Here is a 23,342-nt window from a genome sequence, read left to right as displayed (position 1 = left end):
ACAGGCGGGTCTGGAACCCCCCGTCGAACTCGTGGAGGACGCACGTGCAGCGCATCGATCGGATCGCGGAGCCCTGGGGCACCCGGACCCCGTACGGACCGGGCGAGAGCTGGCCCACGAGGGTGGACACCCACCTCGCCGACGGCCTGACCGAGGAGGACGTCGACCGCTGGGTCCAGTCGGCGTCGATCCTGCACTCCAACGGTGACGCGCTGGACATCGCCGTCAAGGACGAGCGGATCGTCGGTGTCCGCGGCCGCGGGGTCGACCGGGTCAACCACGGGCGGCTCGGCCCGAAGGACCTCTTCGGCTGGCAGGCGAACAACTCGCCCGAACGGCTGACCAAGCCCTTGATCCGCAGGAAGGGCAAGCTCGTCGAGACCGACTGGGAGACCGCGATGAGCGCGGTGGCCGGCCGGTGCACGGAGCTGCTGGAGGAGCAGGGCCCGAGCGCCATCAGCTTCTACACGACCGGCCAGCTGTTCCTGGAGGAGTACTACACCCTCGGCCTGATCGCCCACGGCGGGATCGGCACCAACCACGTCGACGGCAACACCCGGCTCTGCACCGCCACCGCCGCCGCAGCGCTCAAGGAGACCTTCGCCTGCGACGGCCAGCCGGGTTCCTACACCGACATCGACCACGCCGACGTCATCGCGCTCTACGGCCACAACATGGCCGAGACCCAGACCGTGCTCTGGACCCGCATCCTCGACCGGCTGGCCGGTCCGAACCCGCCGGAGGTCATCTGCGTCGACCCGCGCATGACGCCGGTCGCGCGGGCGGCCACCGTGCACCTGGCGCCGCGGCCGGGCACCAACGTGATGCTGATGAACGCGCTGATCCACGAGATCATCGCCAACGGCTGGATCGACCGGGAGTACATCCAGGCGCACACCGTCGGCTTCGACGAGCTCGAGAAGATGACGGAGGAGTACACCCCCGAGGTGGCCGCCGAGGTGTGCGACGTCCCGGCGGAGCAGATCCGGGAGGCCGCCCGCATCCTCGGGCAGGCCGAGCGGCTGCTGTCCACGGTGCTCCAGGGCTTCTACCAGTCCCACCAGGCCTCGGCCGCCGCCGTCTCGGTGAACAACATCAACGTCATCCGCGGCATGCTCGGCAAGCCGGGCTGCGGGATCCTGCAGATGAACGGCCAGCCGACCGCGCAGAACACGCGCGAGGCCGGGGCCGACGGCGACCTGCCGGCGTTCCGCAACTGGTCCAACGACAGCCACATCCAGGACCTCGCGCGGATCTGGAACGTCGACCCGATGGAGATCCCGCACTACGCACCACCGACCCACGTGATGCAGATGATGCGGTACATCGAAGAGGGCACGATCCGCTTCATGTACGTGACCGCCACGAACCCGGCGGTGTCGCTGCCCGAGCTGGCGCGGATCCGGGAGGTCCTCGCGCGGGACCGGCTGTTCCTGGTGGTGCAGGACATCTTCCTGACCGAGACCGCTCAGCTGGCCGACGTCGTCCTGCCGGCCGCGACGTGGGGGGAGAAGACCGGCACCTTCACCAACGTCGACCGCACCGTGCACCTGTCGGAGAAGGCGGTGGAGCCGCCGGGCGAGGCCAGGCCGGACCTGGACATCCTTCTCGACTTCGCGCACCGACTGGGCCTGGAGGACAAGGACGGCGCGCCGCTGGTGAAGTGGTCGGACCCCGAGGGCGCCTTCGAGGGCTGGAAGGAGTGCAGCCGGGGCCGGCCGTGCGACTACAGCGGCATGAGCTACGACAAGCTGCGCGGCGGCAGCGGCATCCAGTGGCCGTGCAACGACGAGCACCCCGACGGCACCGAGCGCATCTACGTCGACGGCCAGTTCTGGGCGCAGCCCGACTACTGCGAGAGCTACGGCAAGGACATGATCACCGGCGCCCCGGTCGAGGAGACCGAGTACAAGGCGCTGAACCCGACCGGCAGGGCGGTGCTCAAGGCGGCCGAGTACATCCGGCCGCACGACATGCCGAGCCAGGAGTTCCCGTTCCAGCTGATCACCGGCCGCACGCTGTACCACTTCCACACCCGCACCAAGACGGCGCGGGCCCCGCAGCTGGACGCCGCCGCACCCGAGGTCTGGGTCGAGATGTCGGCGAGCGATGCCACCGACCGCGGTCTCACGGAGGGCGACGTCCTGGAGGTCACCACCCCCCGCGGCCGGGTGCGGGCCCGGCTGCGGATCAGCGGTGTCCGGCCAGGCGTGCTCTTCCTCCCCTTCCACTACGGCTACTGGGACACGGAGAAGGGCTCCCAGCCGAAGAAGAAGGAGGCCGGCCGGGCGGCCAACGAGCTCACCTCCACCGACTGGGACCCGGTGTCCAAGCAACCGATCTTCAAGACAGCGGCAGCGCAGGTCGAGCGCGTGGCCTCGGGGAAGGGGAAGCCCGCCCCTGCACCGACGACCACGGGGTCGGCACCGGTGACCGGCGCCGTGCCCCCGACGGTCGGCGGGGACAGCGCCCGCGCGCAGGAGCTGGTGGGAGGACAGGCATGAAGCTCGACCTGGCGATCGAGACGCTGCACGCGTCGGAGAACCACCTGGTCACCGTGCTGACGTCCATGTCGGACAAGCACAAGGCCGACCACGACGTCTTCTACATCACCCGTGACATGGCCGCGTGGTCCCGGGAGCACGTCGCCGGGTTGGCGCGCGTCGGCCGCGACTTCGGTCTCGACCTGGACCCGGAGGCGTCCGAGGACCCCGGCCTGCTGGCCACGATGAAGCAGCGGACGTCCGACCTCATCGGACGACGGCCGGAACCGGGCCTGCTGCTGCTCGCCGACCTCCGCCACCTCTACCGCGAGGCGGCGGGTGTCTCCCTGGACTGGGAGGTCCTGGCGCAGGGGGCCCAGTCGAACAAGAAGCAGGAGCTGCTGGAGCTCAGCCAGCGCTACCACCCCGAGGCGCTGCGCCAGGCGCGGTGGGCCAACGCGCACCTCAAGGTGGCCTCCCCCCAGGTCATGGCGAGTTGACGACGGACGGCGCCCCGGCCGCCGCCGGGACGCGCGTCGTCCTCCGGCCGCTGGCCACCCCGCTCCCGCTCGGCTTCCTGGCGCTGGCACTCGCCACGACGATGTTCAGCGCCGTCCAGCTGGGCTGGATCGATGCCGACCAGGGACGGGTGGCCGGCTTCACCGCGCTGTTCCTGACCGTGCCGCTGCAGCTGCTGGCCTCGGTGTTCGGCTTCCTCGGCCGTGACCCCGTGGCGGCCACCGGGATGGGGGTCCTCAGCGGGACCTGGGCGGTCGCCGGGATCACCACGCTGACCAACCCGCCCGGCGCGGCCAGCCAGGGGCTCGGCGTGGTCCTGCTGCTGGCCGGGATGGCCATGCTCGTGCCGGCGGCAGCCGCCCTCGGCAGCAAGGTCGTCCCGGCTGCGGTCATGGCCCTGGCCGCTACCCGGTTCGCCGTCACCGGGGTCTACGAGCTGACCGGCTCCGCGGGCTGGGAGGCGGCGGCCGGCTGGGTCGGGGTGGCGCTCGCGCTGCTCGCGCTCTACGCAGCCTTCGCCCTGGAGCTGGAGGCGACGCGGCTGCGCACCGTGCTGCCGCTCGGGCGGCGCGGCGCCGGCCGCTCCGCCATGGTGGGTGAGGGCCCGCTGCACTCCGACGACCTGGTCCGGGAGGTCGGGGTGCGCCCGCAGCTGTGAGGCGCACCCCGGCGGTCGGCGATCCGGCGATCAGCCGGCCGGCGCATCCGACGGCTGCGCTCCGGAGCTGAGCTGCCGGGCGGACGACCAGCGGCCGGCCAGGGCGGCCTCGAACGCCGACCGCCAGGCGTTCGTCTCGCGGTTGTCGATCGCGGTGCTCTCCAGCGCCTGCTCGACGGTGCGGTCGAGCAGTGCCCGCAGGGCGTGGTCGAGGTCCGCACCGCGCACCCGCCACGCCAGCTCCTGCAGCAGCCCGGCGATCCGGCGCAGGACCGCGGGCTGCCCCGAGGCGTACTGCAGCGGCTCCTCCAGGCCCACGGTGAGCAGCTCGTCGGCGGTCCACCGCGGCACGAGCAGCCGCACGGTGCCGTCGTCGTCCCGCCAGGCCCGCACGGTGCTGCGGCGGGGGAGGAGGTCGCCGAGCAGGGCGGAGACGTGCGAGAGGGCGTGCACGGCGGTCGTCGGGTCGTTGATCCCCGGGGAGAGCGCCCGGCCGGCGATGTCGACGATCTTGCGCAAGCTGTAGGCCGCGTCCTGCTCGGGGCTGCGCTCGTAGGACAGCCTCACGCCGTCGTTCACCGCGTCGCGCAGCGACCCGGGATCGCCGTCGGCCCCGCCGTCGCGCCGCCAGACCTCGGCCAGCGGCGTGCCGGCGACCACGGCGTCGCCCATGCGGGGGGAGAGGGCGAGGACCACCCCGGCGTCGCGGGCCGTCCGCACCAGGTGCTCGACGTCGATGTGCACGACGAAGCCGCTGCGGGTGGCCTCGACCGGGGTGCCCTGGCCCGGGGGCAGCGCCCCCGCGTGCCCGGGGTCCTCCTCGTCCGTCACCGCCCGCGTCGCCTCGGCGTGGACGTCGCGCAGCATCGTCTCCACCCGCAGCGAGCGGGCCAGGTGGCCGAGGAACACCACCAGCGCCGTCACGCTGCCCAGCGCGAAGACGAACGCCAGGGTGATCGACAGCCGGGGCACGTACGAGTCGTCACCCGCCGCGGCCTCCGCCGTGCGCACCGTCCGGAGCACGGTGAGGGCGTAGACGAAGGTGCCGGTCAGCTGGGCCAGGCTGAGCTGGACCACGCGGTCGGTGGCGAAGGTCTGCAGCAGGCGGGGGGAGTACTGGCTGCTGCCCAGCTGCAGCGCCACGACGGTGAGCGAGAAGACCACACCGGTCACCGAGATCAGCGAGCCCGCGATCGCCGCCAGCAGGTCGCGCGCCGCGGCGGGGCCGCCACCGAACACGAAGTTCAGCGGCGACGCCGGCCCACTGGTGCCGAGATACCCGTCCACGACGGGCATGCCGATGCCCAGCGCGACGGCGAGCGTGAGCGTCAGCAGCGGGATCGGCCACAGCGCGCTGCGCATCAGCCGCCACAGCCGGCGGACCGGGTTGATCTCGTTCACGGGCTCAGTCCTCGCTCGTCGGGCCGGAGCCCGGGGTCCGGGGGGCGCCGGGCGGGGCCACCGACAGGAACTCGTCACGGCCCACCGGCTCGTCGGAGAGCCCGTCGTCGGTGGGCACCTCGAGCGGCGCACCTTCGATGAGGAAGCGCACCCGGGCGGTGCCGGGCAGCTCGGTCAGCGTCCAGACCACCTGCGCGACGGCGAGCAGCTGGTTGCCGCCGGTGATCCCGGCGAACTCCCGGGTGACGCTCACCGCCGTGATACCGCCGGGCAGGCCCTCGTCCGCGACGATGGACTGCGGCGCCACGGCGGTGCGCAGGCCGCCGATGACCTCGTCGCGCGTGGGCCCCGCCGCCAGCAGGGCGACGGCGCTCTCCGGGGTGGCGGCCGACGTCGCCCGGGAGGCCGGTGCCAGCTCGGCCCCGCGGACGAAGAAGACGACGACCTCCGGCCCGGCGTCGTCGGACCGCGGCGTCGAGGTGCCGGGGGGTGCGGTGGGAACGGCGATGCGCTCGGGCTGCGGCTGCGGCTCGACGCCGCACCCGGTGAGCACCGCGAGCACGCACAGCACGACGGCGAGCGCCCTCACGGCCCGGCCTCCACGGGCAGGGCCACGACGAACCGGGCGCCGCCGTCGGGACCGTCCTCGACGTGCACCGCGCCTCCCATCATGCGGACGTGGCGGCTGACGAGGGCGAGCCCGAGCCCGGCTCCCTCGGTGCGGGTGCGGACGCTGCCCGTCCCCCGCGCGAACCGCTCGAAGATCCGGTCACGGTCGGCCTCGGCCACGCCCGGGCCGCCGTCGTCCACGGTCACCAGCGCGAGGTCGCCGGCGCGCCTGACCGCGATCCCGGTGACCCCGCCGCCGTGCTTGTCGGCGTTGTCCATCAGGTTGCCGAGCACCCGCTCCAGGCGGCGCTTGTCCGCGCAGACCAGCACCTCTGCGGCGTCGGGGTGCACGGTGAGCAGGGACGCGGTCGCGCGGTCCAGCCGGTGCCGCCCCACCACCTCGCGGGTGAGCGCGGACAGCTGCACGGGCTCCAGGGCGATGTCGGTGCTCCCGGCGTCGGCCCGGGAGATCTCCAGCAGGTCGGCGACCAGGCGTTCGAACCGCTCCACCTCGGAGCGGAGGAGCGCCAGCGCCTCGGCCTGCTCCGCGTCGCCCGGGTCGGCGGTGGCCTCGACCAGGTCCAGCGCCCCCAGCATCGTCGTCAGCGGGCTGCGCAGCTCGTGGCTGACGTCGGCGGCGAACCGGGCGTCGCTGCGCACCCGCTGCTCGAGCGCCTCGGCGGTGTGGTTGAACGACGCGGCGATGGGAGCCAGCGACGGGTCGCCGCGCGGATCGATGCGGGTGTCGAGCGCGCCGGCGGCGACGGCCGCCGCCGCCGCCGAGATCCGGTCGAGCGGACGCAGCGCGGGGCCGGTGATCCACCACCCGGCGACGAGGGCCAGCGGTACGGAGCCGAGGACCGAGACCGCGAGCACCGTGGCCAGCACCCGGTAGGTCCGGTCCAGCTCGCCCAGCGGGAAGACCTCGATGTAGGCAGAGCCCAGCTCGGCCAGCGGCACCGCGACGGCCATCACCGTCTCGCCGTCGAGCTCGATGCGCTGCCGGACCGGCGTGCCCGCGACGGCGAGCTCGCGCAGCTCCTCGGGCAGGTCGTCGCGGCCGACCAGCAGCGACGTGGTGGTCCAGGCGCCGCCGTCCACGAGCAGCGAGGTGGAGCCCGTCTCTCGCGGGAGCTGCGCGAGCACCTGCGCGACGTCCAGCCCCTCGGTGACCAGCGAGCGCTGCACCTGGGCGGCGTTGTCGGAGGTCTGCACCAGGGTGACCCGCTCGCGCTGGAGGAGGAGGAACTGCGAGACCGCCACCCACACCGCCACCGCCACCACCGAGGAGACGACGAGCGTGACCGCGGTGAAGGCGGCGGTCGCCCGTGCGCGCAGGGTGGCGAGCCGGAAGGGAGCGCGGCGCACCGGTGCGGCACCCGAGCCGGGGGATGCGGCACCCGCGCCGGGGGACGCGGCCCCGTCGACCGGCGCCGTCACCCAGGAACCCGGTAGCCCATGCCCCGGACGGTCATCACCAGCGCCGGGTTCGACGGGTCGGGCTCGATCTTCTTCCGCAGCCGGCGGATGTGGACGTCGACGAGCCGGGAGTCGCCGAAGTAGTCGTAGCCCCAGACGCGCTCGAGCAGCTCCTCCCGGCTGAGCACCCGGCCGGGGTCGACCGCGAGCTCGCACAGCAGCCGGAACTCCGTGCGGGTCAGGTTCAGCATCGCGCCGTCGCGCGTGATGGTGCCCTCGGTCGGGGAGATCTCCAGGTCGCCGACGGTGAGGTGCACGCGTGGCTCGGGCGCGCGGCTGCGGCGGGCCAGCGCCCGGATCCGGGCGGAGAGCTCCTTGACGACGAACGGCTTGGACACGTAGTCGTCGGCCCCGGCCTCGAGGCCGGCCACCACGTCGTGGCTGTCCGACCGGGCCGTGAGCATGATGACGGGGACGTTCGAGGCGCGGCGGATCTCCCGGCACACCTCGAAGCCGTCCTTCCCGGGCAGCATCAGGTCCAGCAGGATGACGTCGAAGGACGTCTCGCCGAGCCGCGCCAGGCCGTCCTCGCCGGTGGCCGCCTCGGTGACCTCCAGGCCCTCCCGCTGCAACGTCAGCTGCAGCATGCGCCGGATCCGCGGGTCGTCCTCGATGATCAGCACAGACCGGGACATGCCGGTCAGTCTGCCCAGCGCGGGCGGAACTAGTCACCTGCCCCCCGTCGGGGTGGCCGCCGCCCGGGACGTGACGGGCGCGGGACGCCGCCGGGGTCATCCGTCGGCGCGCAGTTCGAACAGGACGAGCTGCGGGACGGCGTTGATCCGCACCGGCACCGTGCTGAAGCCCAGCCCGCAGGAGACGAACATGCGGTTCCCGTCGGCGCCGTACTCCTCGGGCGCCCACCCGTCGGCGACGACCTCCTCCTCGTCGGTGAGGCCCAGGTAGGACCACCGCGGGGTCCCCGGCAGCGCCACCTGACCGCAGTGGGTGTGCCCGGCGAGGGCGAGCGGTGCCGTGCCGGCGGGGAGCTCGGGGAAGACCGTGGGGTTGTGCATCAGCACGACGCGCGGGGCGCCGTCGGGCACCTCGGCGAGGGCGGCGTCCACGTCCACCTCACCGGGCCACGCCGCCCCGAGGCCCACGACGTGCAGCGCCTCGGCGCCCTCGCCGGTGCCGGGGACGGCGGCCGCCTCGTTGCGGAGCACGGTGATGCCGGCCTCCTCGAAGGCGGCGACCAGTTCCTCCACCGCTCCCACTGCGTAATCGTGGTTGCCGAGCACGGCGTAGGTCGGGATGCCGGAGTCGACCAGCGGCTGCAGCAGCTCCATGACGGTCTCCACCTGCTCGGGGATGCCCGGGGCCTCGCTGTACACGTAGTCACCGCCGAGGAGGGCGAGGTCCGGCTCGGCCTCGACCAGCTCCTCCACGGCCCGCGCCACCATGCCCTCGTTGGCCCACCACATGCCGATCTGCGGGTCGGAGATCATCCCGACCAGCGTGCCGTCGGCGTCCTCGGTCAGCTGGGGGAGTGACACCTGCGCCCGCTCCTCGTCGAGCAGCAGCCGCGGCTCGACGAGGACCCCGTAGAGGAGCAGGAGCACGAGCAGCACGCCCAGGGCGGCGGCGGTGCGCAAGAGCCAGGTCATGACGGGAGCGTCCTCCGGACGGCGGGCGTGGGGCCGGGCGGGCGGGAGGCTGCGCAGCCACCTGCCCGCCGCGACTGTGGCACCCGGCTTTACCCGCGGTTCCGCTGGCATGCGGCCCGACCGCATTTCGCCACGGCCTCGTCACACCGGCGGCGGAACGGGGCGGCGCCGGTCGCACCGGCCGACGGCGCGCGGGAGGTGGGCACCGCGCGCCGCCGGGATCGGGTCGGGGCCAGCGCTCGGGCCGCCCCGCGCGGCCGGCGGGCGCGCCGGCTACCGCCGGTCGCGTGCCGGCTGCCGCCGGCCACGGTCAGGTGCTGCCCGCCGGGTGCGGCGTGATGCGCGGTCGTCCGGGCTTCGACATCGATCCGCAAGACCCCGGCAACACGTCACGGCCGGGCAGCACGTCCGCGGCACGCCCGCCCGTGCCGCGGTGGCGGTCCTGTGACGGGGGAGCGGGTCCGGGCGACGTCGTCATTGCGATGCGGTGACGAACGCGCCGGCGTGGAGATGTGCGGGGCGCCGCTGGGCAGCACCCACCCGATCGGCCGACCACCCCCGCGCAGCGCCGAGCAACCGAGAGGACACCGACATGACGACCACCCGGCCCCGCCCCGTGGCGCCCGCTCCCGCTCCGCGGGAGGGGTGAGCCCGGTGACGCGATCTGGACGGGCCCTCCGCGACCGGATGCCCGCCGTCCTGCTGACCGCCCTGCTCTCCGGTGCGGTCCTCGGCGGTTGCGGGGAGGACGACGTGGACGACACCACCGCGACCGACGTCGACGTCCGGCCCTCCGACGACCTGGAGGACCCGTACGACGGGGAGTACACGGCGGCCTTCCGCGAGGACCTCGACGGGTACACCGGGCTGGAGGTCACCCTGGTCGGGGAGGTGGGCTCGATCATCTCGCCGATCGCCTTCACGCTCACCGGCGACGACGTCGAGCCGATCCTCGTCATCACCGACGAGGAGATGCCCGATCTCCAGCCCGGTCAGGTCGTCGCCCTCGGCGCGGAGCCCACCGAGGAGTTCGAGCTGACCGCGCTGGAGCAGGAGCTCGGCACGGACCTGCCGGACGAGGCGTACGAGGAGTGGGAGGGCGACCACTTCCTCGCCGCGACGACCGTGGAGCCGCGCGCCTGACCAGGTGGCCGGACGCGGTCGGCCGGCGCCCCGCCGGGGCGGGACGCCGGCGCGGCGGTCAGCGGCGGGCGCCCAGCGCGGCGATCTCGTGCGCGGACTCGAGCGTCGGCGCGGTGGCCAGCGCCCGGGCGAACGCGCGCTCCTCGCGCAGGTGCGTGCGGACGGCGTGCCGGCGGGCGAGGACGGTGCGGAGGCGGGTCATGGCGTGTCCTTCCGGAGCAGCGGTGGTGGTGCGAGCGCTGCAGGGGGCCGGGCGGGCCGGCCGGAGACCGTCCGCCTCCTGGGTTCGCACCACGAACTCTGCTCCTCCGCGCGCGGTTCGGCAAGCGAACCCAGCATGGTTATCCTCACACCCGTGAGCGACGCCACGTTCGACCGGTCCCGCTGCTCCGTCGCCGGCACGCTCGCCGTGGTGGGGGAGAAGTGGAGCCTGCTCGTCCTGCGGGAGGCCTTCCTGGGCGTCCGGCGGTTCGCCGACCTCCAGCAGGCGCTCGGCGCACCGAAGGCGGTGCTCACCGACCGGCTGGCCACGCTGGTCCGCGAGGGGGTGCTCAGCCGGGAGCCCTACCGCGCCGAGGGCGAGCGGCAGCGCCACGAGTACCGGCTCACCGACAAGGGGCGCGACCTCTACCCGACGCTCGTCGCCCTCATGGCGTGGGGGGACCGCTACCTGACCGACGGTCCGCCGCCGCTCGCGCTCGAGCACCGTGACTGCGGGGCCGCGGTGCGGGTCGCGCTGGTGTGCGACGACGGCCACGAGATCGGCGGGCCGCGCGAGGTCCGCGCCCGGGCCGCGGGAGCGGGAGCGGCCCCGGCCTGACCCCCGGTTCCCGTGCCGCGCCCGGGCGGGTACGGCTCCCGGTGCCGCGGCAGGTGGGCAGGGACGCCGGGCCGAGCCAGACGGTGGGAGCGCACGCTGGCCGGCGCGTCAGAGCCTCGACTCCGATGGTGATGTCCCGCAGGACCGCCCACGCGTTGCCGCACCGGGGTGCCGCGCACCGATGAGTTCCCGCCGGTCCCGTCGTCCTACCCGCGAGCCCGGCGGACGGCGCCGGGACACCACGAACCGAGGAGCTCCCCGTGCGCATGATCTTCGTGAACCTGCCGGTGGCCGACCGCGACCGCGCCGACGCCTTCTACGGAGCGCTGGGCTTCCGGCGCAACGACCAGTTCTCCGACGACCGGACCGTCTCGTACCAGATCGAGGAGAACATCGCGGTCATGCTGCTGATCCGCGACCGGTTCGCCGACTTCGTCGCGGGCGAGGTGGGCGACCCCGCGCAGGCCACCTCGGTGCTCACCTGCCTGTCGGCGGACAGCCGCGAGGAGGTCGACCGGCTCGTGTCCACCGCGATCGCGGCCGGCGGCAAGCCCTGGCTCCCCGCCCAGGACCACGGCGCCATGTACGGGGCGAGCTTCGCCGACCCGGACGGCAACGTCTGGGAGGTCATGTGGATGGACCCGGCGGTGATCGCCGGCTGAGCCCCGGCCAGGCCCGCCCGACGGCCGTGTGTGCGCCCGTGCCGAGTTCTGCGCGCTCAGAACCCCGCGGCACCGCACACGCCTCCGACCCCGGACGGCGGGACCGGCGCACCCCGCTGTCGAGGTCGCCGGAGGCCTACCGGTCGCCCGAGGCCCATCGGTAGGTGGCGGTCGTCGGCTGGCGGCGGCGCCCACTCTCCGGAACCCTGTCGTCACCGGCCGCTCGCGGCGGTCGGGCGGTGGAGGCGCCGCCGCGGCGCGTAGGGGGAGCAGTGATCGATCCGCAGGTACCGGAGGAGCCGGGGAGCGTGCGGCACGGGGCGGTCGGCCCGCTGACCCGCACCACCGGCCGGCAGGTGCTCGTCCTCGCCGACGGCGACGGTCCGGTGGACTGGGGACGGGCCGGCGTGCGCGACGTGGCGGACTCGCGCGACTTCGCCGACGGGGTCGTCCCCCCGGAGGTCCTCCGGGAGTCCCCCGCGGTCGTGTTCGCCGCGCTCGGGATCGCCGTCGTGGCGGCGGACCCGGCCCAGGTGGGCGTGCTGGCGGCGGGGGCCACCGGGCGGCCGGTCCTCTCGGTCTCGCCAGAACTGGTGCACCACGTGCTCGAGCAGGGCACGGCGAGCTACGCCCGCGGCTACCGCGACGGCGTCGCCGACCTCACCGGCCGCCTCCTGGCCGCCCCGGCTGAGGAGCCCGCCGGACCGGCGGCGCGGTTCGAGGACACGCGCCAGGCGACCTGGGGTGTGCAGGCCGTCGGCGCCGACGGCTCCGCGCTGTCCGGCCGCGGGATCCGCGTGGCCGTGCTCGACACCGGGTTCGACCTCGACCACCCCGACTTCGCCGGGCGCGCGGTGACGGCGCGGTCGTTCGTGGCCGGCGAGGGACCGCAGGACGGGCACGGCCACGGCACGCACTGCATCGGCACCGCCTGCGGACCGCGGACCCCACCGGCGGGGCCGCGGTACGGCGTCGCCCACGAGGCGGAGATCTTCGCCGGGAAGGTGCTCGGCGACGACGGCAGCGGCACCGACGCGGGCATCCTCGCCGGGATGAACTGGGCGGTGACGAACCGGTGCCCGGTGATCTCCATGTCGCTGGGCGCCGACGTCGCCCAGGCCCACCCGCCGTACTCGGCGGCCGGCCGGCGGGCGCTCGCGCAGGGATCGCTCGTCGTGGCCGCGGCCGGCAACAACGCCGATCGCCGGGCGGGCTCGTGGGGGTTCGTCGGTGCCCCGGCCAACAGCCCGGAGATCCTGGCGGTCGGGGCGCTCGACCAGGCCCTGGTGCCCGCCTGGTTCTCCGCCCGCAGCCTCCCCGGCCGCGGCGGGCAGGTCGACGTCGCCGCCCCCGGCTCCGAGGTGTGCTCGGCGTGGCCGATGCCCGCCCGCTACAACACCATCAGCGGCACCAGCATGGCGACCCCGCACGTCGCCGGGGTCGCCGCCCTCTGGGCGGAGGCGACGGGCCGGCGGGGGCTGGAGCTGTGGGCCACGCTGGTCCAGGAGGGCGAACGGCTCCCGCAGCCCTCGGTCGATTCCGGCAGCGGCCTGGTGCTCGCGCCGCGGTGAGCGTTCCCGGCCCCGCGGGTTCCTTGTAGCGTCGGGGCATGACCCAGGTCAGCGTGACCGTGGACGAGCGGCATCTGAGCGCCCTCGACGGCGTCGTGCAGGGCCTGCGGGCGCGAGGGATGCAGGTCGACCAGGTCCTCGACGGGCTCGGGATCATCACCGGCTCGGTGCCGCCGGGCACGCTCGGCACGCTGAGCGCCGTGGCCGGCGTGGCGTCGGTCGACGAGCAGCGGGTGCACCGCCTGCCCCCGCCGGGAGCGCCCGTCCAGTAGCGGCCGTCCCGTGTCACACGTCCGTCGGGACGGCACGGACGGGGTGCCCCACCCGGAGCGGACCGCTGTGGGGGAGCGGGCGGCGTCCGTCGGCCGCCGGGTTCGGCGCGGGCCCCGCCGGACGGACGTCCAGCATCTGCTGCAGCCCCACCAGCAGGATCAACCGGTGCAGGCAGGGGCTCGGCCGCTCCAGCACCAGCGCGCTCCCGTGCCTGCGCGCGAGGTGGTGCGCGGTGACCAGGACGCGCAGCCCCGCCGCGTCGCAGAAGACGACCTCGGCGGCGTCGACGGACCAGCGGCGGTGCGCGCCGGCGACCAGCGCCGCGAGCCCGTCGAGCAGCAGGTGGGCGTGCTCGCGGTCCAGCTCCCCGGCGACGGCCACCGTCGCGTCCACGAGGTCGACGTCCATGCGGAAGGGGACCGGCGGGACCTCGAGCGGGACGCCGGGCCGGTCCGGGTGCGGTGACATGGCAGGCCCCCTCTGGCAGGTGCCCCGGAGACGGCTCCGGGTGCACGGCACGCGTCGCCGCGTGCGTCGGGCCGGAGCTTCGACCCCGCCGCGAGGTTAGCCGGGGGAGCCGGGCGGTGGGACCCAGCGACGCGCGACGCCGACCCACCGTGACGGGGCGTAGGGAGGTGCGCACGTGTTCCACCCCGTCGGTCCCGGCCTGCGGGCCCGGCGGCCGCCCGCGACGCGGCCCACCGGTTCCGCACGTCGTCGCGGCGGCTCGTGGTGGGATGGGTGCGATGAGCGAGAACGCCAGCCGGCTCCGTGAGGTCCGCCCCGAGGACGCCTTCGACGTCGAGGCCGTGCACGCGTGGCTGGTGCCGCGCGTCCCTGCGCTGGAGGGACGGCCCGTGCCTGCGGTGCGGCAGTTCTCCGGCGGGGCCAGCAACCTCACCTACCTGCTGGACTACGGCGACCCGCAGCTGGTGCTCCGCCGGCCACCGCACGGGCACAAGGCGGCCTCGGCGCACGACATGGGCCGGGAGGTGCGGGTGCAGCAGCGGCTGCGGCCGCACCTGGACGTCGTCGCGGAGATCCACGGTTTCTGCGAGGACCACTCGGTCATCGGCAGTGACTTCTACGTCATGGAGCAGCTGGTCGGCACCGTGCTCGGCCGGACGCTGCCCGAGGGCGTCCAGCTGTCCCCGGAGCAGGCACGGGTGCTCGGCGAGACGGCGTACGACACCCTCGCCGACCTGCACTCCATCGACGTCGACGCCGCCGGGCTGGCCGACCTCGGGAAGGGACCCGGGTACGTCCGCCGGCAGGTGGAGGGCTGGTCCCGCCGCTTCCGCGACACGCTCACCGACGACATCCCGCCCGCCGAGGAGCTGATGGCGTGGCTGGCCGCACACCAGCCCCGGGACGTGCGCGCGAGCCTGCTGCACGGCGACTGGAAGCTCGACAACCTCGTCCTCGACCTGTCCGGCACGCCGCGCATCACCGGTGTCCTGGACTGGGAGATGGCCACGGTCGGCGACCCGCTCATGGACCTCGGCGCGTCGCTGGCCTACTGGGTCACCGCCGACGACGACGACGAGGAGTTCGGGCTGGTCTCCACCCAGCCGAGCACGCTGGCCGGGATGCCCACCCGCGAGGAGATCGTGGCGCGCTACCTCGAGCGCACCGGGCTGCGCAGGGAGAACTGGACCTTCTACGAGGTCTTCGGGCTGTTCCGGCTCGCGGTGATCATCCAGCAGATCTGGGCGCGCTACCGCTCCGGGCACACCACCAATCCGCGGTTCGCGCACTTCGGCATCGCCGCCGCGGTCCTGCTCCAGCGCGCAGAGCGGCTGGCCGGATGCCGCTGATCTGCCTCGTCCGGCACGGGCAGGCCTCCTTCGGTGCCGACGACTACGACGTCCTGAGCGAGCTCGGCCGCGAGCAGTCGCGCTGCGTCGGGGAGGAGCTGCGACGCCGGGAGCTGAGGGACCCGCTGGTGGTCTCGGGCACCCTGCGCCGGCAGCGCGACACCGCGGCGCTGCTCGTGGAGGCGGCCGGCTTCGGTCCCGTCGGGGCCGCCGATCCCCGGCTGGACGAGTACGACCACCTCGACCTGCTGAAGCGCTACCCCGCCGACGACGGGGAGCCGGTCGGGGACTCCGGGTCCCGCCAGGTGCAGCGGCTGCTCGACGGCGCGCTCCGCTCCTGGATCGCGGCCGGCGACGCGGACGGCTGGCCGGCCTTCTCGTCGGGGGCGGCCGCGGCCGTCGCGGACCTGGCCGCCGGCCTCCCGCGGGGGCGCGACGCCGTCGTCGTCAGCTCCGGCGGGGTGATCGCCGCGCTGATGGCCGGGCTGCTCGGCGCCCCGGCCGACGGCGTGGTGGCGCTGAACCGGGCCGCGGTGAACGTCGGGGTCACCTCGGTGCTGGCGGGCGCATCGGGGCTGTCCCTGCTGGCCTTCAACGACCACGCGCACGTCACGGGCGACCGGCGGCACCTGCTCACCTACCGCTGACCCCCCTTACTGCGCCGGCTGCTGTGCCGCGGACACGCGACGCTGCAGCACCTCACCGTCACCCGGCACTCTGACGGGCACTGGTACGCGACTGTGAACTTCACCCGCGAGGCGCGGATCCCCGGTGAGCGGCACGTGGCACCGGCCGGGCCGGTGGCCGGCGTGGACCGCGGGGTGACGACCGCCGCCGTGGTCGCCACGGCCGACGGTGCACTGGTCGCTGAGTTGCCCGCGTCCCGGGCGCTGCGCGACCGGCTGCGACATGTGAAGCACCTGCAGCGGGCGGTGTCGCGGACGGCGAAGGGATCGGCGAACCGGCGCAAGGCCGTCGAGCGGCTTGGCCGCGCGCATGCGCGTGCCGTCGCTGTCCGCGCCGACGCCCTGCACGGCTTCACCGCCCGACTCGCCCACGCGCACGGGGTCGTGGTCATCGAGGCCTCGCCACGGCAAACATGCTGCGCAACCGGCACCTGGCCGCCGCGATCGGCGACCAGGGCTGGGCCGAACTAGCCCGGCAACTGACCTACAAGACGATCCGCCACGGTGGGCAGCTGATCGTTGCGGACCGCTGGTTCGCGTCCTCCAAGACATGCTCCGCGTGCGGTGCGGTGAGACCCAAGCTCACCCTCGCTGAGCGCACCTACCGCTGCGGCAACGACTCGTGCGGCCATGTGGCCGACCGGGACGTGAACGCCGCCGCCAACCTCGCCGCCTGGGGCGAGCACACGCTCGGGCTCTGCCCGTGTGTGATCCGGGCCGGGGACCGCCACCCGGGCGGCCCGACAGCCGAGAGCACTCGGCATGCCTGTGGAGGGTGGGTGTCAGGACCAGCCGCTCCGGCTGGTCCGGTGCTGCCCGGTGAAACAGGAACCAGCCGGCCACGCGTCAGCGTGGCGTAAGCACTGGACGCCCCGGATAGGGGCGCTTGCGGTCGATGCGATGGCTGGTCATCTCACCCTCACCGTAAGGGGGGCCTACCGCTGACCGCACCGGGACGGGTACCCCGTCGTCCCGGGTGACGTGGTGGGGCCGGAGGCGACGCCTCGTCCACTACGGTCGGGGGGTGGGGGACCACCAGAGCACCGGTGCCGTGCCGCACCTCGGCGAGACGATGAGCCGGGTCGCGCGGCGGCTCCAGGAGGAGCACGGCGATGTCGAGGCGACCCTCGCGGCCATCACCACCGCTGCGGTCGCGGCGGTCCCCGGTGCGGACGAGTGCGGCATCAGCTACGTCATCGGGCGCAGGCGGGTGGAGGCACGTGCGGCGACCAGCGACCTGCCGCGCGAGGTCGACCGGCTGCAGAGCCGGGTCCAGCAGGGGCCGTGCCTGGACGCGGTCTTCGAGGAGGAGACGGTCCGGGTCGACGACGTGGCCGGTGAGCGGCGGTGGCCCGAGTTCGCCCAGGAGGCCGCTGCGCTGGGCGCGGGCAGCATGATGTGCTTCCGGCTCTTCGTCGAGGGCGACCGGCTCGGAGCGCTGAACGTCTACGCGCGTGCCGCCGGCGCCTTCGGCGAGGAGGCCCAGGAGATCGGGCAGATGTTCGCCAGCCACGCGGCCGTGGCCCTGGCCGGCGCCGAGCACGAATCGAACCTGCGCGTCGGCATGGGCACCCGGGACCTCATCGGGCAGGCCAAGGGCATCCTGATGGAACGGCACAAGCTCACCGCGGAGCAGGCGTTCGACGTGCTCGCCAAGGTGTCGCAGGAACTGAACCGGAAGCTGCTCGACGTTGCCCGCGAGCTCGCCGACACCGGCGCGGTGCCGGCGGGGAACCGTCGCCGCGACTGACCTCCCGTCGGTGCCGCCGCCCGGCCGGCGTCGCAGTCCCCGGTCGACCGGCGGCCGGTCTCCCTCCGCGGGCGTCGACGGTCCCCGAGCGGCGGACCTGCCCTGCGCCCCAGGATGGGGCGGTGCCCGCCGAGTCCGTCCCCGACGAGCCGCTGCCCGAGGTGCCCGCGCCCGGCAAGCCGCTGCCCGACATCGTGGCGCCCGGGCTCGACGTGCTGTTCTGCGGCATCAACCCGTCGCTGCTGTCGGCCCAGGTCGGGCACCACTTCGCCCGGCCGGGCAACCGGTTCTGGCCGGCGATCCACCTCGCAGGGTTCACCCCGCGGCTGCTGCGCCCGGAGGAGGGCCTCGAGCTGCTGCGGTACGGGCTCGGGATCACCAACGTCGTGGACCGGCCGACGCGCACGGCGGCGGAGCTGTCCCTCGAGGAGATGCAGACCGGCGCGGAGGCGCTGGAGCGGCTCGTGGCCCGCGTGCAGCCGCGGGTGCTGGCGGTCCTCGGCATCACCGCCTGGCGGCAGGGGTTCGCGCGGCCGAAGGCGGTCGCCGGGCGCCAGCCCGAACGGGTGGGCGGCGCGGTCACCTGGGTGGTGCCGAACCCGAGCGGGCTCAACGCGCACGTGCAACTGCCCGACCTGGCCCGCATCTACCGGCAGCTGCGCCCGGGAGGGGACGGCGTGCGGAGCTGACCGGCCGGGTCAGCGCCAGGTGGTCGGCCCGCAGGGCGGTGCCACGGTCCAGGTGGTCGTCGGCCTGCACGTACTCGAGGACCAGGTGCACGCACCCGCTCCCACACCTCCGGCCGCTGGTGGCACCCGGGTGCGGGCGGGGGAGAGAATGCCGGGATGCCCCGTCTGCTCGTGGTCCACCACACCCCTTCGCCGGCCTTGCAGGCCGTGCTCGAGGCGGTGCGCGAGGGCGTCGCCCTCGTCGACGACGTGGAGCCGGTGCTGCGCCCGGCGCTGTCGGCCGGGGCCGCGGATCTGCTCGCCGCTGATGGGGTCCTCCTGGGCACCCCGGCCAACATCGGCTACATGTCGGGGGCGCTCAAGCACTTCTTCGACACCGTCTACTACCCGTGCCTCGAGGCGACCGCCGGCCTGCCGTTCGGGGTGTACGTGCACGGCAACGACGACACGGCCGGCGCGCTGCGCAGCATCGAGCGGATCACCGGCGCCCTGCGCTGGAAGCAGGTGGCGGCGCCGCTGAGCCTGACCGGCGCACCCGGTCCCGCGGACCTGGAGGCCTGCCGGGAGCTCGCGGCGACCGTCGCGGTCAGTCTCTGACGATCCGCGCCCCGCGCCGCCCGGTCACCAGCGCAGCGGGTGGGTGGACCGGGAGTGGGCGGTGCGGCAGGCCCGGCAGTTCCCCCAGGAGACGATCGCCAGCGGGGTCGTCGGACCGCCGCACTCGGGGCACTCGACGGCCTCCCCGGAGCCGGCGCGCGCCTCGGCGAGGGCGCGGGCCCGCTCCTCGTGGATCCTCTCGTCGCCCCGGCAGGGGCAACCGAGAGGGGCTTCCTCGCAGCGTCCGGCGTGCGTGGCGATGGCGTCCTCCTCGGTGTGCGGGGCCGGTGCGGCGGGTGTGCCGGGACCGGGACGCGAAAGGGCCACGGCGCAGTGCGCCGTGGCCCTCCCTCATGCGTCGATCAGAGGGCGCGGACGTTCTCCGCCTGCGGGCCCTTCTGGCCCTGCGTGACGTCGAACTCGACCTGCTGGCCCTCGTCGAGGGACTTGTAGCCGTCGCCGCTGATGGCGGAGTAGTGGCAGAAGACGTCGGCGCCGCCGCCGTCCTGGGCGATGAACCCGAAGCCCTTCTCCGCGTTGAACCACTTCACAGTGCCCTGAGCCATGTCGTTCTTCTTCCGTGCTGGGAGGTGACCGCACAGGTACGTACCGGGTGCGGGGCCGCCGCACCGACCGGCAGGACCGAGAGGAACGTCAGGCAGAGACGACTGCGGACGTCCAAGAACGAAAGCAGAGGCGCAACAGCGACCAACGATCACTGTACAACCTGTGCACCCCTTGCGGGGAAGGTTCGTGCGGTGACTTCCCCCCGCGGGGTGGGATCCGGCCGGTGGTCGCCGGCTCAGCGGCTGGTCGCGAGGTCCTTCACCGCCTTCGTCACGTACATGACCGACAGGGCGAGGAAGAGCGCCCCGATCGCGGCCCGCACCTGGTCGTCGCTGACCGGGGTGCGCTGGGCCACCGGCCCGGCCACGGCGTCGGCCACGCGTGCGCGCCAGCCCTTGAGGCCGGCCTTCCCGAAAGTCACGGCATCCATGGTCGGCCTCCCTACCCCGCCCGCGGCGGGATAGGCGGGCGGGCGTGCCCGGTCGGGCAGGCCCGCCCGAGGTGTTTCCGCCGGGGCGCGCGGGTAGCGGGCGGGGATGACATCACCGCTGGTCAGACCACGTGGACGCAAGATGATCGCCGGCGTGTGCGCCGGCCTCGCGCAGCGCTTCGGCATCTCGACGGGCCTGGTGCGGATCGGATTCGTGCTCTTCGGGCTCTTCGGCGTCGGCGAGATCGCCTACATCGTGCTGTGGATCATGATCCCCAAGGAGCGCTGAGCGCCGTCGCCCGTGGGCCTGTGATTGGCTGTCGGCCCGTCCGCCGGTCCACGAAGGAAGTGCGATGTCGATCCTCTCCAGCCTCGCCGAGGCGCTGGTCAGCGCGCGGATCGAGGTCGTCGACCTCACCGCGCCCCTGTCGGCGGAGACGCCGGTCATCCAGCTCCCCGAGCAGTTCGCCCAGACGGCGCGCTTCGAGCTGGAGGAGTTGAGCCGGTACGACGACCGCGGCCCGGCCTGGTACTGGAACAACTTCCGCACCGGCGAGCACACCGGCACGCACTTCGATGCGCCCAACCACTGGGTCACCGGCCGCGACGGCGACGACGTGGCCTCCGTGCCGGCGGGGCGGCTGATCGCCCCCGCCGTCGTCCTCGACTTCTCGGAGCAGGCGGCGGCCGACCCCGACTTCCTGCTCGAGGTCGAGCACGTGCGCGCGTGGGAGGCCGAGCACGGGCCGCTGCCCGAGGGCGGGTGGCTGCTCTTCCGCACCGGCTGGGACGCCCGCTCGGCCTCCCAGCAGGAGTTCCTCAACGCCGACGACACCGGACCGCACACCCCTGGCCTGTCGGTGGAGTGCGCGCGCTGGCTGGCCGAGGAGTCGCCGGTGCTGGGGCTGGGCGTGGAGACGGTGGGCACCGACGCCGGCGCGGCGCACTCCTTCGACCCGCCCTTCCCCTGCCACGCGTCGCTGATGGGCAGCGGCAAGTACGGCCTCACCCAGCTGCAGAACCTCGCGCTGCTGCCGCCCACCGGCGCCCTCCTGGTCGCCGCCCCGCTGCCGATCGTCTCCGGCTCGGGCTCGCCGTCGCGCGTGCTGGCGCTGGTCGAGCGGGGATGAGCGGCGCGACCGGGCGCACCGTCGCGCAGGCGGTCGGGGAGACCCTCGTCGCACGGGGGGTCGAGGCGGTGTTCGGCGTCGTCGGCTCGGGCAACTTCGTGGCGACCAACGCGATGGTCGCCGCCGGCGCCCGGTACGTCGCCGCCCGCCACGAGGGCGGGGCGGCCACGATGGCCGACGCCCACGCGCGGATGACCGGCCGCCCGGCGGTGCTCAGCCTGCACCAGGGCTGCGGGCTGACCAACGCGCTCACCGGCATCACCGAGGCGGCCAAGAGCCGCACCCCGCTGGTGGTGCTGACCGCCGAGGCCACCTCCCCGCGGTCGAACTTCTTCGTCGACCAGCCCGCCCTGGCCGCGGCGGTCGGTGCGGTGTCCCTGCGGGTGACCTCCGCGGACGACGCGGTGGCGGTGGCCGCTGCCGCCGTCGACACCGCGCGGCTGGAGCGGCGCACCGTCGTGCTCAACCTGCCGCTGGACGTCCAGGGCCTCCCGGCCGGGGGCGCCGCACCCCCGGCGGTGCCCGCGCCGTCCCCGGTCCGCCCCGACGAGGCGGCGGTGGCGCGGCTGGCCGAGGCGCTGCGCGCCGCCCGGCGGCCGGTGTTCGTGGCCGGTCGCGGCGCACGGGGCGCCCGCACCGCGCTGGGGTCCCTCGCCGAGCGGTGCGGCGCCCTGCTCGCCACCTCGGCGGTGGCCAAGGGGCTGTTCCGCGGCAGCGACTGGGACCTCGACGTCTCCGGGGGCTTCGCGACCCCGCTGGCCGCCGAGCTGATCTCGGAGGCGGACCTGATCGTGGGCTGGGGCTGCCAGCTCAACATGTGGACGATGCGCCACGGCCGGCTGATCGCCGAGGACGCCGTCGTGGTCCAGGTCGACGACGACGCGACGGCCATCGGGGCGCAGCGCGCGGTGGCGTTCGGCGTCGTCGGCGATGTGCACGCCACGGCCGAGGCGGTCACCGCGCTGCTGGGGGGCCCGGCCGCGGGCGGGTACCGCACCGCGGAGGTGCGGGACGCGATCGCCGCCCGCGGGCGCTGGCGCGACGAGCCGCGCACCGACGGGGAGGGCGGCCGGATCGACCCGCGCGCCCTCACCGCCGCGCTGGACGACCTGCTGCCCGCCGAGCGGGTCGTGGCCGTCGACTCCGGCAACTTCATGGGCTACCCGAGCATGTTCCTCGACGTGCCCGACGAGCAGGGCTTCTGCTTCACCCAGGCGTTCCAGTCGGTCGGGCTGGGGCTGGCGACGGCGATCGGCGCGGCGCTCGCCCGCCCCGACCGGCTCCCGGTGGCCGCGCTCGGCGACGGCGGGGCGCTCATGGGGGCCGCCGAGCTGGAGACGGTGGTCCGGCTCGGCCTGCCGATGGTCGTGGTGGTCTACGACGACGCCGGCTACGGGGCCGAGGTGCACCACTTCGGCCCCGACGGCCACCCGCTGGACATCGTCCGGTTCCCCGAGACCGACTTCGCCGCCATCGCCCGCGGGCACGGGTACGACGCGGTCACCGTCCGGTCGTCCGCCGACCTCGAGGGCGTCGCGGCCTGGCTGGCCGGCCCCCGGTCGGCGCCGCTGCTGGTCGACGCCAAGGTGACCCGCGAGGAGCCCTCCTGGTGGCTCGAGGAGGCGTTCCGCGGTCATTGACCGCGACACCGGCGAGGTGCCGGGCCGCTTCAGCCGAGCTCGTCGAGCAGGGCCTCGACGGCGTCGACGACCGCCTCCGGCTCCTCCGACGGGATCTGGTGCCCGGCGTCGACGACCACCGACCGCGACCGCGGCGAGAGGGCGGCCAGTGCCTCTTGGCCGGCGGACCAGGCGGGCGAGGCGCCCCGCCCGCGGCTGAGCACGACCACCGGCGGGTCGCCGGGCAGGATCTCGACCGCCGCCGCGGCGCGCTCCACGTCGCGGAGGTCGAGGCGCTCGCCGGCCATGGGCACGTCCTCGAAGGAGCCGGCCCCTGTGCCGCGGACCACGCCGACCGAGGGGTCCAGCGCGTCGACGAGGACCAGGCCCGCCACCCGCTCGGGGTGCCGGTCGGCGTAGACCCGGGCCGGGTAGCCGCCGAAGGAGTGCGCGACCAGGACGACGTCGCCCTCGACGGCGGCGTGCCGCACCACCGCGTCCAGCTCGGCGTCGAGTGCGTCCGCCCCGCGCCCCGCCGTCGAGGGCACCGGGCTGTCGCCGGTCCCCGGCCGGTCGTAGCGGCAGACCCGCGCCCGGTCGGCCAGCGCGCGGTGCACGTCCACCCACTGCGCCGAGGACGCGTCGTCGCCGAGGCCGTGCACCAGCACGACCGCCGGTCCGGTGCCTGCACAGCTCACCCGCTGGGCACCGGGCGAGACCGTGCCCGACATCTCGCCGGGCACCGGGTCGGGTGCTCCGCCGCAGCCGGTGAGGACGGTTGCGGCCAGCAGCGCGGCCGCCGGGCCGCGCCACCGCCGCCGTGGCCCCACGG

28 protein-coding genes are annotated in these 23,342 nt (G+C 74.7%); 17 read left to right on the top strand and 11 right to left on the bottom strand.

Translation table 11 applies throughout. The annotated features are described in order from the left end of the window. The first annotated feature begins 44 nt into the window (after positions 1–44). From BMW62_RS23115 to BMW62_RS05070, 3 genes are read left to right on the top strand one after another with little or no spacing between them, the layout of a single operon-like run. Complete coding sequence (locus BMW62_RS23115) at positions 45–2,504, top strand: molybdopterin oxidoreductase family protein (RefSeq protein ID WP_091929762.1); 2,460 nt, start codon at positions 45–47, stop codon at positions 2,502–2,504. Then, positions 2,501–2,983 carry a hypothetical protein gene (locus BMW62_RS05075; protein WP_091929761.1) on the top strand — a complete coding sequence of 161 codons (483 nt, stop codon included), beginning with the start codon at positions 2,501–2,503 and terminating at the stop codon, positions 2,981–2,983. The genes BMW62_RS23115 and BMW62_RS05075 overlap by 4 nt, the downstream gene beginning before the upstream one ends. Next, positions 2,980–3,660: a GPR1/FUN34/YaaH family transporter gene (locus tag BMW62_RS05070; protein ID WP_170852214.1), complete on the top strand. Its 681-nt coding sequence runs from the start codon at positions 2,980–2,982 to the stop codon at positions 3,658–3,660. The genes BMW62_RS05075 and BMW62_RS05070 overlap by 4 nt, the downstream gene beginning before the upstream one ends. Positions 3,661–3,690: 30 nt before the next feature. Here the strand turns inward: BMW62_RS05070 and BMW62_RS05065 are convergent, their stop codons facing one another. From BMW62_RS05065 to BMW62_RS05045, 5 genes are all read right to left on the bottom strand, one after another. Further along, positions 3,691–5,061: a DUF2254 domain-containing protein gene (locus tag BMW62_RS05065; RefSeq protein ID WP_091929759.1), complete on the bottom strand. Its 1,371-nt coding sequence runs from the start codon at positions 5,059–5,061 to the stop codon at positions 3,691–3,693. A gap of 4 nt (positions 5,062–5,065) precedes the next feature. Beyond that, on the bottom strand, positions 5,066–5,650 hold the full coding sequence (locus BMW62_RS05060; RefSeq protein ID WP_091929758.1) for a GerMN domain-containing protein: 585 nt from the start codon (positions 5,648–5,650) through the stop codon (positions 5,066–5,068). Next, the gene (locus tag BMW62_RS05055; RefSeq protein WP_139206197.1) at positions 5,647–7,038 is read right to left on the bottom strand and encodes a HAMP domain-containing sensor histidine kinase; all 1,392 of its coding nucleotides are present in this window, start codon (positions 7,036–7,038) and stop codon (positions 5,647–5,649) included. Before BMW62_RS05055 ends, BMW62_RS05060 begins: the two co-directional genes overlap by 4 nt. A 68-nt stretch (positions 7,039–7,106) precedes the next feature. Next, positions 7,107–7,784 carry a response regulator transcription factor gene (locus BMW62_RS05050; protein ID WP_091929756.1) on the bottom strand — a complete coding sequence of 226 codons (678 nt, stop codon included), beginning with the start codon at positions 7,782–7,784 and terminating at the stop codon, positions 7,107–7,109. A 96-nt stretch (positions 7,785–7,880) separates the two neighbouring features. Continuing rightward, a complete protein-coding gene (locus BMW62_RS05045; RefSeq protein ID WP_170852213.1) occupies positions 7,881–8,756 on the bottom strand; it encodes a metallophosphoesterase in 876 nt (291 codons plus the stop codon). A gap of 654 nt (positions 8,757–9,410) precedes the next feature. On the opposite strand from BMW62_RS05045, the gene BMW62_RS05040 reads away from it, so the two are divergent. Beyond that, the gene (locus tag BMW62_RS05040) at positions 9,411–9,899 is read left to right on the top strand and encodes a hypothetical protein (protein ID WP_139206196.1); all 489 of its coding nucleotides are present in this window, start codon (positions 9,411–9,413) and stop codon (positions 9,897–9,899) included. Between the two features lie 58 nt (positions 9,900–9,957). Here the strand turns inward: BMW62_RS05040 and BMW62_RS22465 are convergent, their stop codons facing one another. Further along, positions 9,958–10,101: a hypothetical protein gene (locus BMW62_RS22465; protein ID WP_170852212.1), complete on the bottom strand. Its 144-nt coding sequence runs from the start codon at positions 10,099–10,101 to the stop codon at positions 9,958–9,960. Between the two features lie 153 nt (positions 10,102–10,254). On the opposite strand from BMW62_RS22465, the gene BMW62_RS05035 reads away from it, so the two are divergent. The 4 genes from BMW62_RS05035 (at position 10,255) to BMW62_RS05020 (ending at position 13,224) form a co-directional block, all read left to right on the top strand. Continuing rightward, positions 10,255–10,719, top strand: coding sequence for a winged helix-turn-helix transcriptional regulator (locus BMW62_RS05035; RefSeq protein WP_244523851.1), 465 nt, complete (start codon positions 10,255–10,257; stop codon positions 10,717–10,719). 266 nt (positions 10,720–10,985) lie between these two features. Beyond that, a complete protein-coding gene (locus BMW62_RS05030) occupies positions 10,986–11,381 on the top strand; it encodes a VOC family protein (protein ID WP_244523860.1) in 396 nt (131 codons plus the stop codon). Positions 11,382–11,653: 272 nt separating this feature from the next. Further along, on the top strand, positions 11,654–12,952 hold the full coding sequence (locus BMW62_RS05025) for a S8 family serine peptidase (protein ID WP_244523850.1): 1,299 nt from the start codon (positions 11,654–11,656) through the stop codon (positions 12,950–12,952). Positions 12,953–12,990: 38 nt separating this feature from the next. Next, positions 12,991–13,224: a hypothetical protein gene (locus tag BMW62_RS05020; protein ID WP_091929751.1), complete on the top strand. Its 234-nt coding sequence runs from the start codon at positions 12,991–12,993 to the stop codon at positions 13,222–13,224. A 13-nt stretch (positions 13,225–13,237) separates the two neighbouring features. Here the strand turns inward: BMW62_RS05020 and BMW62_RS05015 are convergent, their stop codons facing one another. Continuing rightward, positions 13,238–13,693: an STAS domain-containing protein gene (locus BMW62_RS05015; RefSeq protein WP_091929750.1), complete on the bottom strand. Its 456-nt coding sequence runs from the start codon at positions 13,691–13,693 to the stop codon at positions 13,238–13,240. A gap of 278 nt (positions 13,694–13,971) precedes the next feature. Here BMW62_RS05015 and BMW62_RS05010 point away from each other — a divergent pair, with 278 nt between their 5' ends. The 6 genes from BMW62_RS05010 to BMW62_RS04980 all read left to right on the top strand — a co-directional run bounded on the left by BMW62_RS05010 (position 13,972) and on the right by BMW62_RS04980 (position 18,764). After that, positions 13,972–15,042 (top strand): phosphotransferase family protein, encoded by a 1,071-nt coding sequence (locus BMW62_RS05010; RefSeq protein ID WP_091929892.1) that lies wholly within the window; start codon positions 13,972–13,974, stop codon positions 15,040–15,042. Next, positions 15,033–15,689, top strand: a complete 657-nt coding sequence (locus BMW62_RS05005; RefSeq protein ID WP_091929749.1) for a histidine phosphatase family protein — start codon at positions 15,033–15,035, stop codon at positions 15,687–15,689. The genes BMW62_RS05010 and BMW62_RS05005 overlap by 10 nt, the downstream gene beginning before the upstream one ends. Positions 15,690–15,782: 93 nt before the next feature. Further along, positions 15,783–16,199 (top strand): transposase, encoded by a 417-nt coding sequence (locus BMW62_RS05000; protein ID WP_348271449.1) that lies wholly within the window; start codon positions 15,783–15,785, stop codon positions 16,197–16,199. A 553-nt stretch (positions 16,200–16,752) separates the two neighbouring features. Then, positions 16,753–17,478 (top strand): GAF and ANTAR domain-containing protein, encoded by a 726-nt coding sequence (locus BMW62_RS04990; RefSeq protein ID WP_244523848.1) that lies wholly within the window; start codon positions 16,753–16,755, stop codon positions 17,476–17,478. A 122-nt stretch (positions 17,479–17,600) separates the two neighbouring features. After that, a complete protein-coding gene (gene mug / locus BMW62_RS04985; RefSeq protein WP_244523847.1) occupies positions 17,601–18,167 on the top strand; it encodes a G/U mismatch-specific DNA glycosylase in 567 nt (188 codons plus the stop codon). 156 nt (positions 18,168–18,323) lie between these two features. Beyond that, positions 18,324–18,764: an NAD(P)H-dependent oxidoreductase gene (locus tag BMW62_RS04980; RefSeq protein ID WP_091929746.1), complete on the top strand. Its 441-nt coding sequence runs from the start codon at positions 18,324–18,326 to the stop codon at positions 18,762–18,764. 24 nt (positions 18,765–18,788) lie between these two features. On the opposite strand, the gene BMW62_RS04975 is transcribed toward BMW62_RS04980, so the two are convergent. From BMW62_RS04975 to BMW62_RS04965, 3 genes are all read right to left on the bottom strand, one after another. Next, positions 18,789–19,091, bottom strand: a complete 303-nt coding sequence (locus BMW62_RS04975; RefSeq protein ID WP_091929745.1) for a hypothetical protein — start codon at positions 19,089–19,091, stop codon at positions 18,789–18,791. A gap of 35 nt (positions 19,092–19,126) precedes the next feature. Beyond that, positions 19,127–19,330, bottom strand: a complete 204-nt coding sequence (locus BMW62_RS04970; protein WP_091929744.1) for a cold-shock protein — start codon at positions 19,328–19,330, stop codon at positions 19,127–19,129. 236 nt (positions 19,331–19,566) lie between these two features. Next, positions 19,567–19,761, bottom strand: coding sequence for a hypothetical protein (locus BMW62_RS04965; RefSeq protein ID WP_091929743.1), 195 nt, complete (start codon positions 19,759–19,761; stop codon positions 19,567–19,569). Positions 19,762–19,867: 106 nt separating this feature from the next. On the opposite strand from BMW62_RS04965, the gene BMW62_RS04960 reads away from it, so the two are divergent. The 3 genes from BMW62_RS04960 (at position 19,868) to BMW62_RS04950 (ending at position 22,531) form a co-directional block, all read left to right on the top strand. After that, complete coding sequence (locus tag BMW62_RS04960) at positions 19,868–20,050, top strand: PspC domain-containing protein (RefSeq protein ID WP_091929742.1); 183 nt, start codon at positions 19,868–19,870, stop codon at positions 20,048–20,050. Positions 20,051–20,114: 64 nt separating this feature from the next. After that, the gene (locus BMW62_RS04955; protein ID WP_091929741.1) at positions 20,115–20,891 is read left to right on the top strand and encodes a cyclase family protein; all 777 of its coding nucleotides are present in this window, start codon (positions 20,115–20,117) and stop codon (positions 20,889–20,891) included. Next, entirely contained in the window at positions 20,888–22,531 is a 1,644-nt protein-coding gene (locus tag BMW62_RS04950; RefSeq protein WP_091929740.1) for a thiamine pyrophosphate-binding protein, read from the top strand. Before BMW62_RS04955 ends, BMW62_RS04950 begins: the two co-directional genes overlap by 4 nt. A 29-nt stretch (positions 22,532–22,560) precedes the next feature. On the opposite strand, the gene BMW62_RS04945 is transcribed toward BMW62_RS04950, so the two are convergent. Then, complete coding sequence (locus tag BMW62_RS04945) at positions 22,561–23,340, bottom strand: alpha/beta fold hydrolase (RefSeq protein ID WP_091929739.1); 780 nt, start codon at positions 23,338–23,340, stop codon at positions 22,561–22,563. Between the last annotated feature and the right edge of the window lie 2 nt (positions 23,341–23,342).

Origin of the sequence: Blastococcus sp. DSM 46786 (assembly GCF_900109665.1) — a bacterium.
Taxonomy (GTDB): domain Bacteria; phylum Actinomycetota; class Actinomycetes; order Mycobacteriales; family Geodermatophilaceae; genus Blastococcus; species Blastococcus carthaginiensis.
The sequence above is the reverse complement of the archived record's forward strand: the minus strand, read 5'-3'. Positions and strand labels throughout refer to the sequence as shown.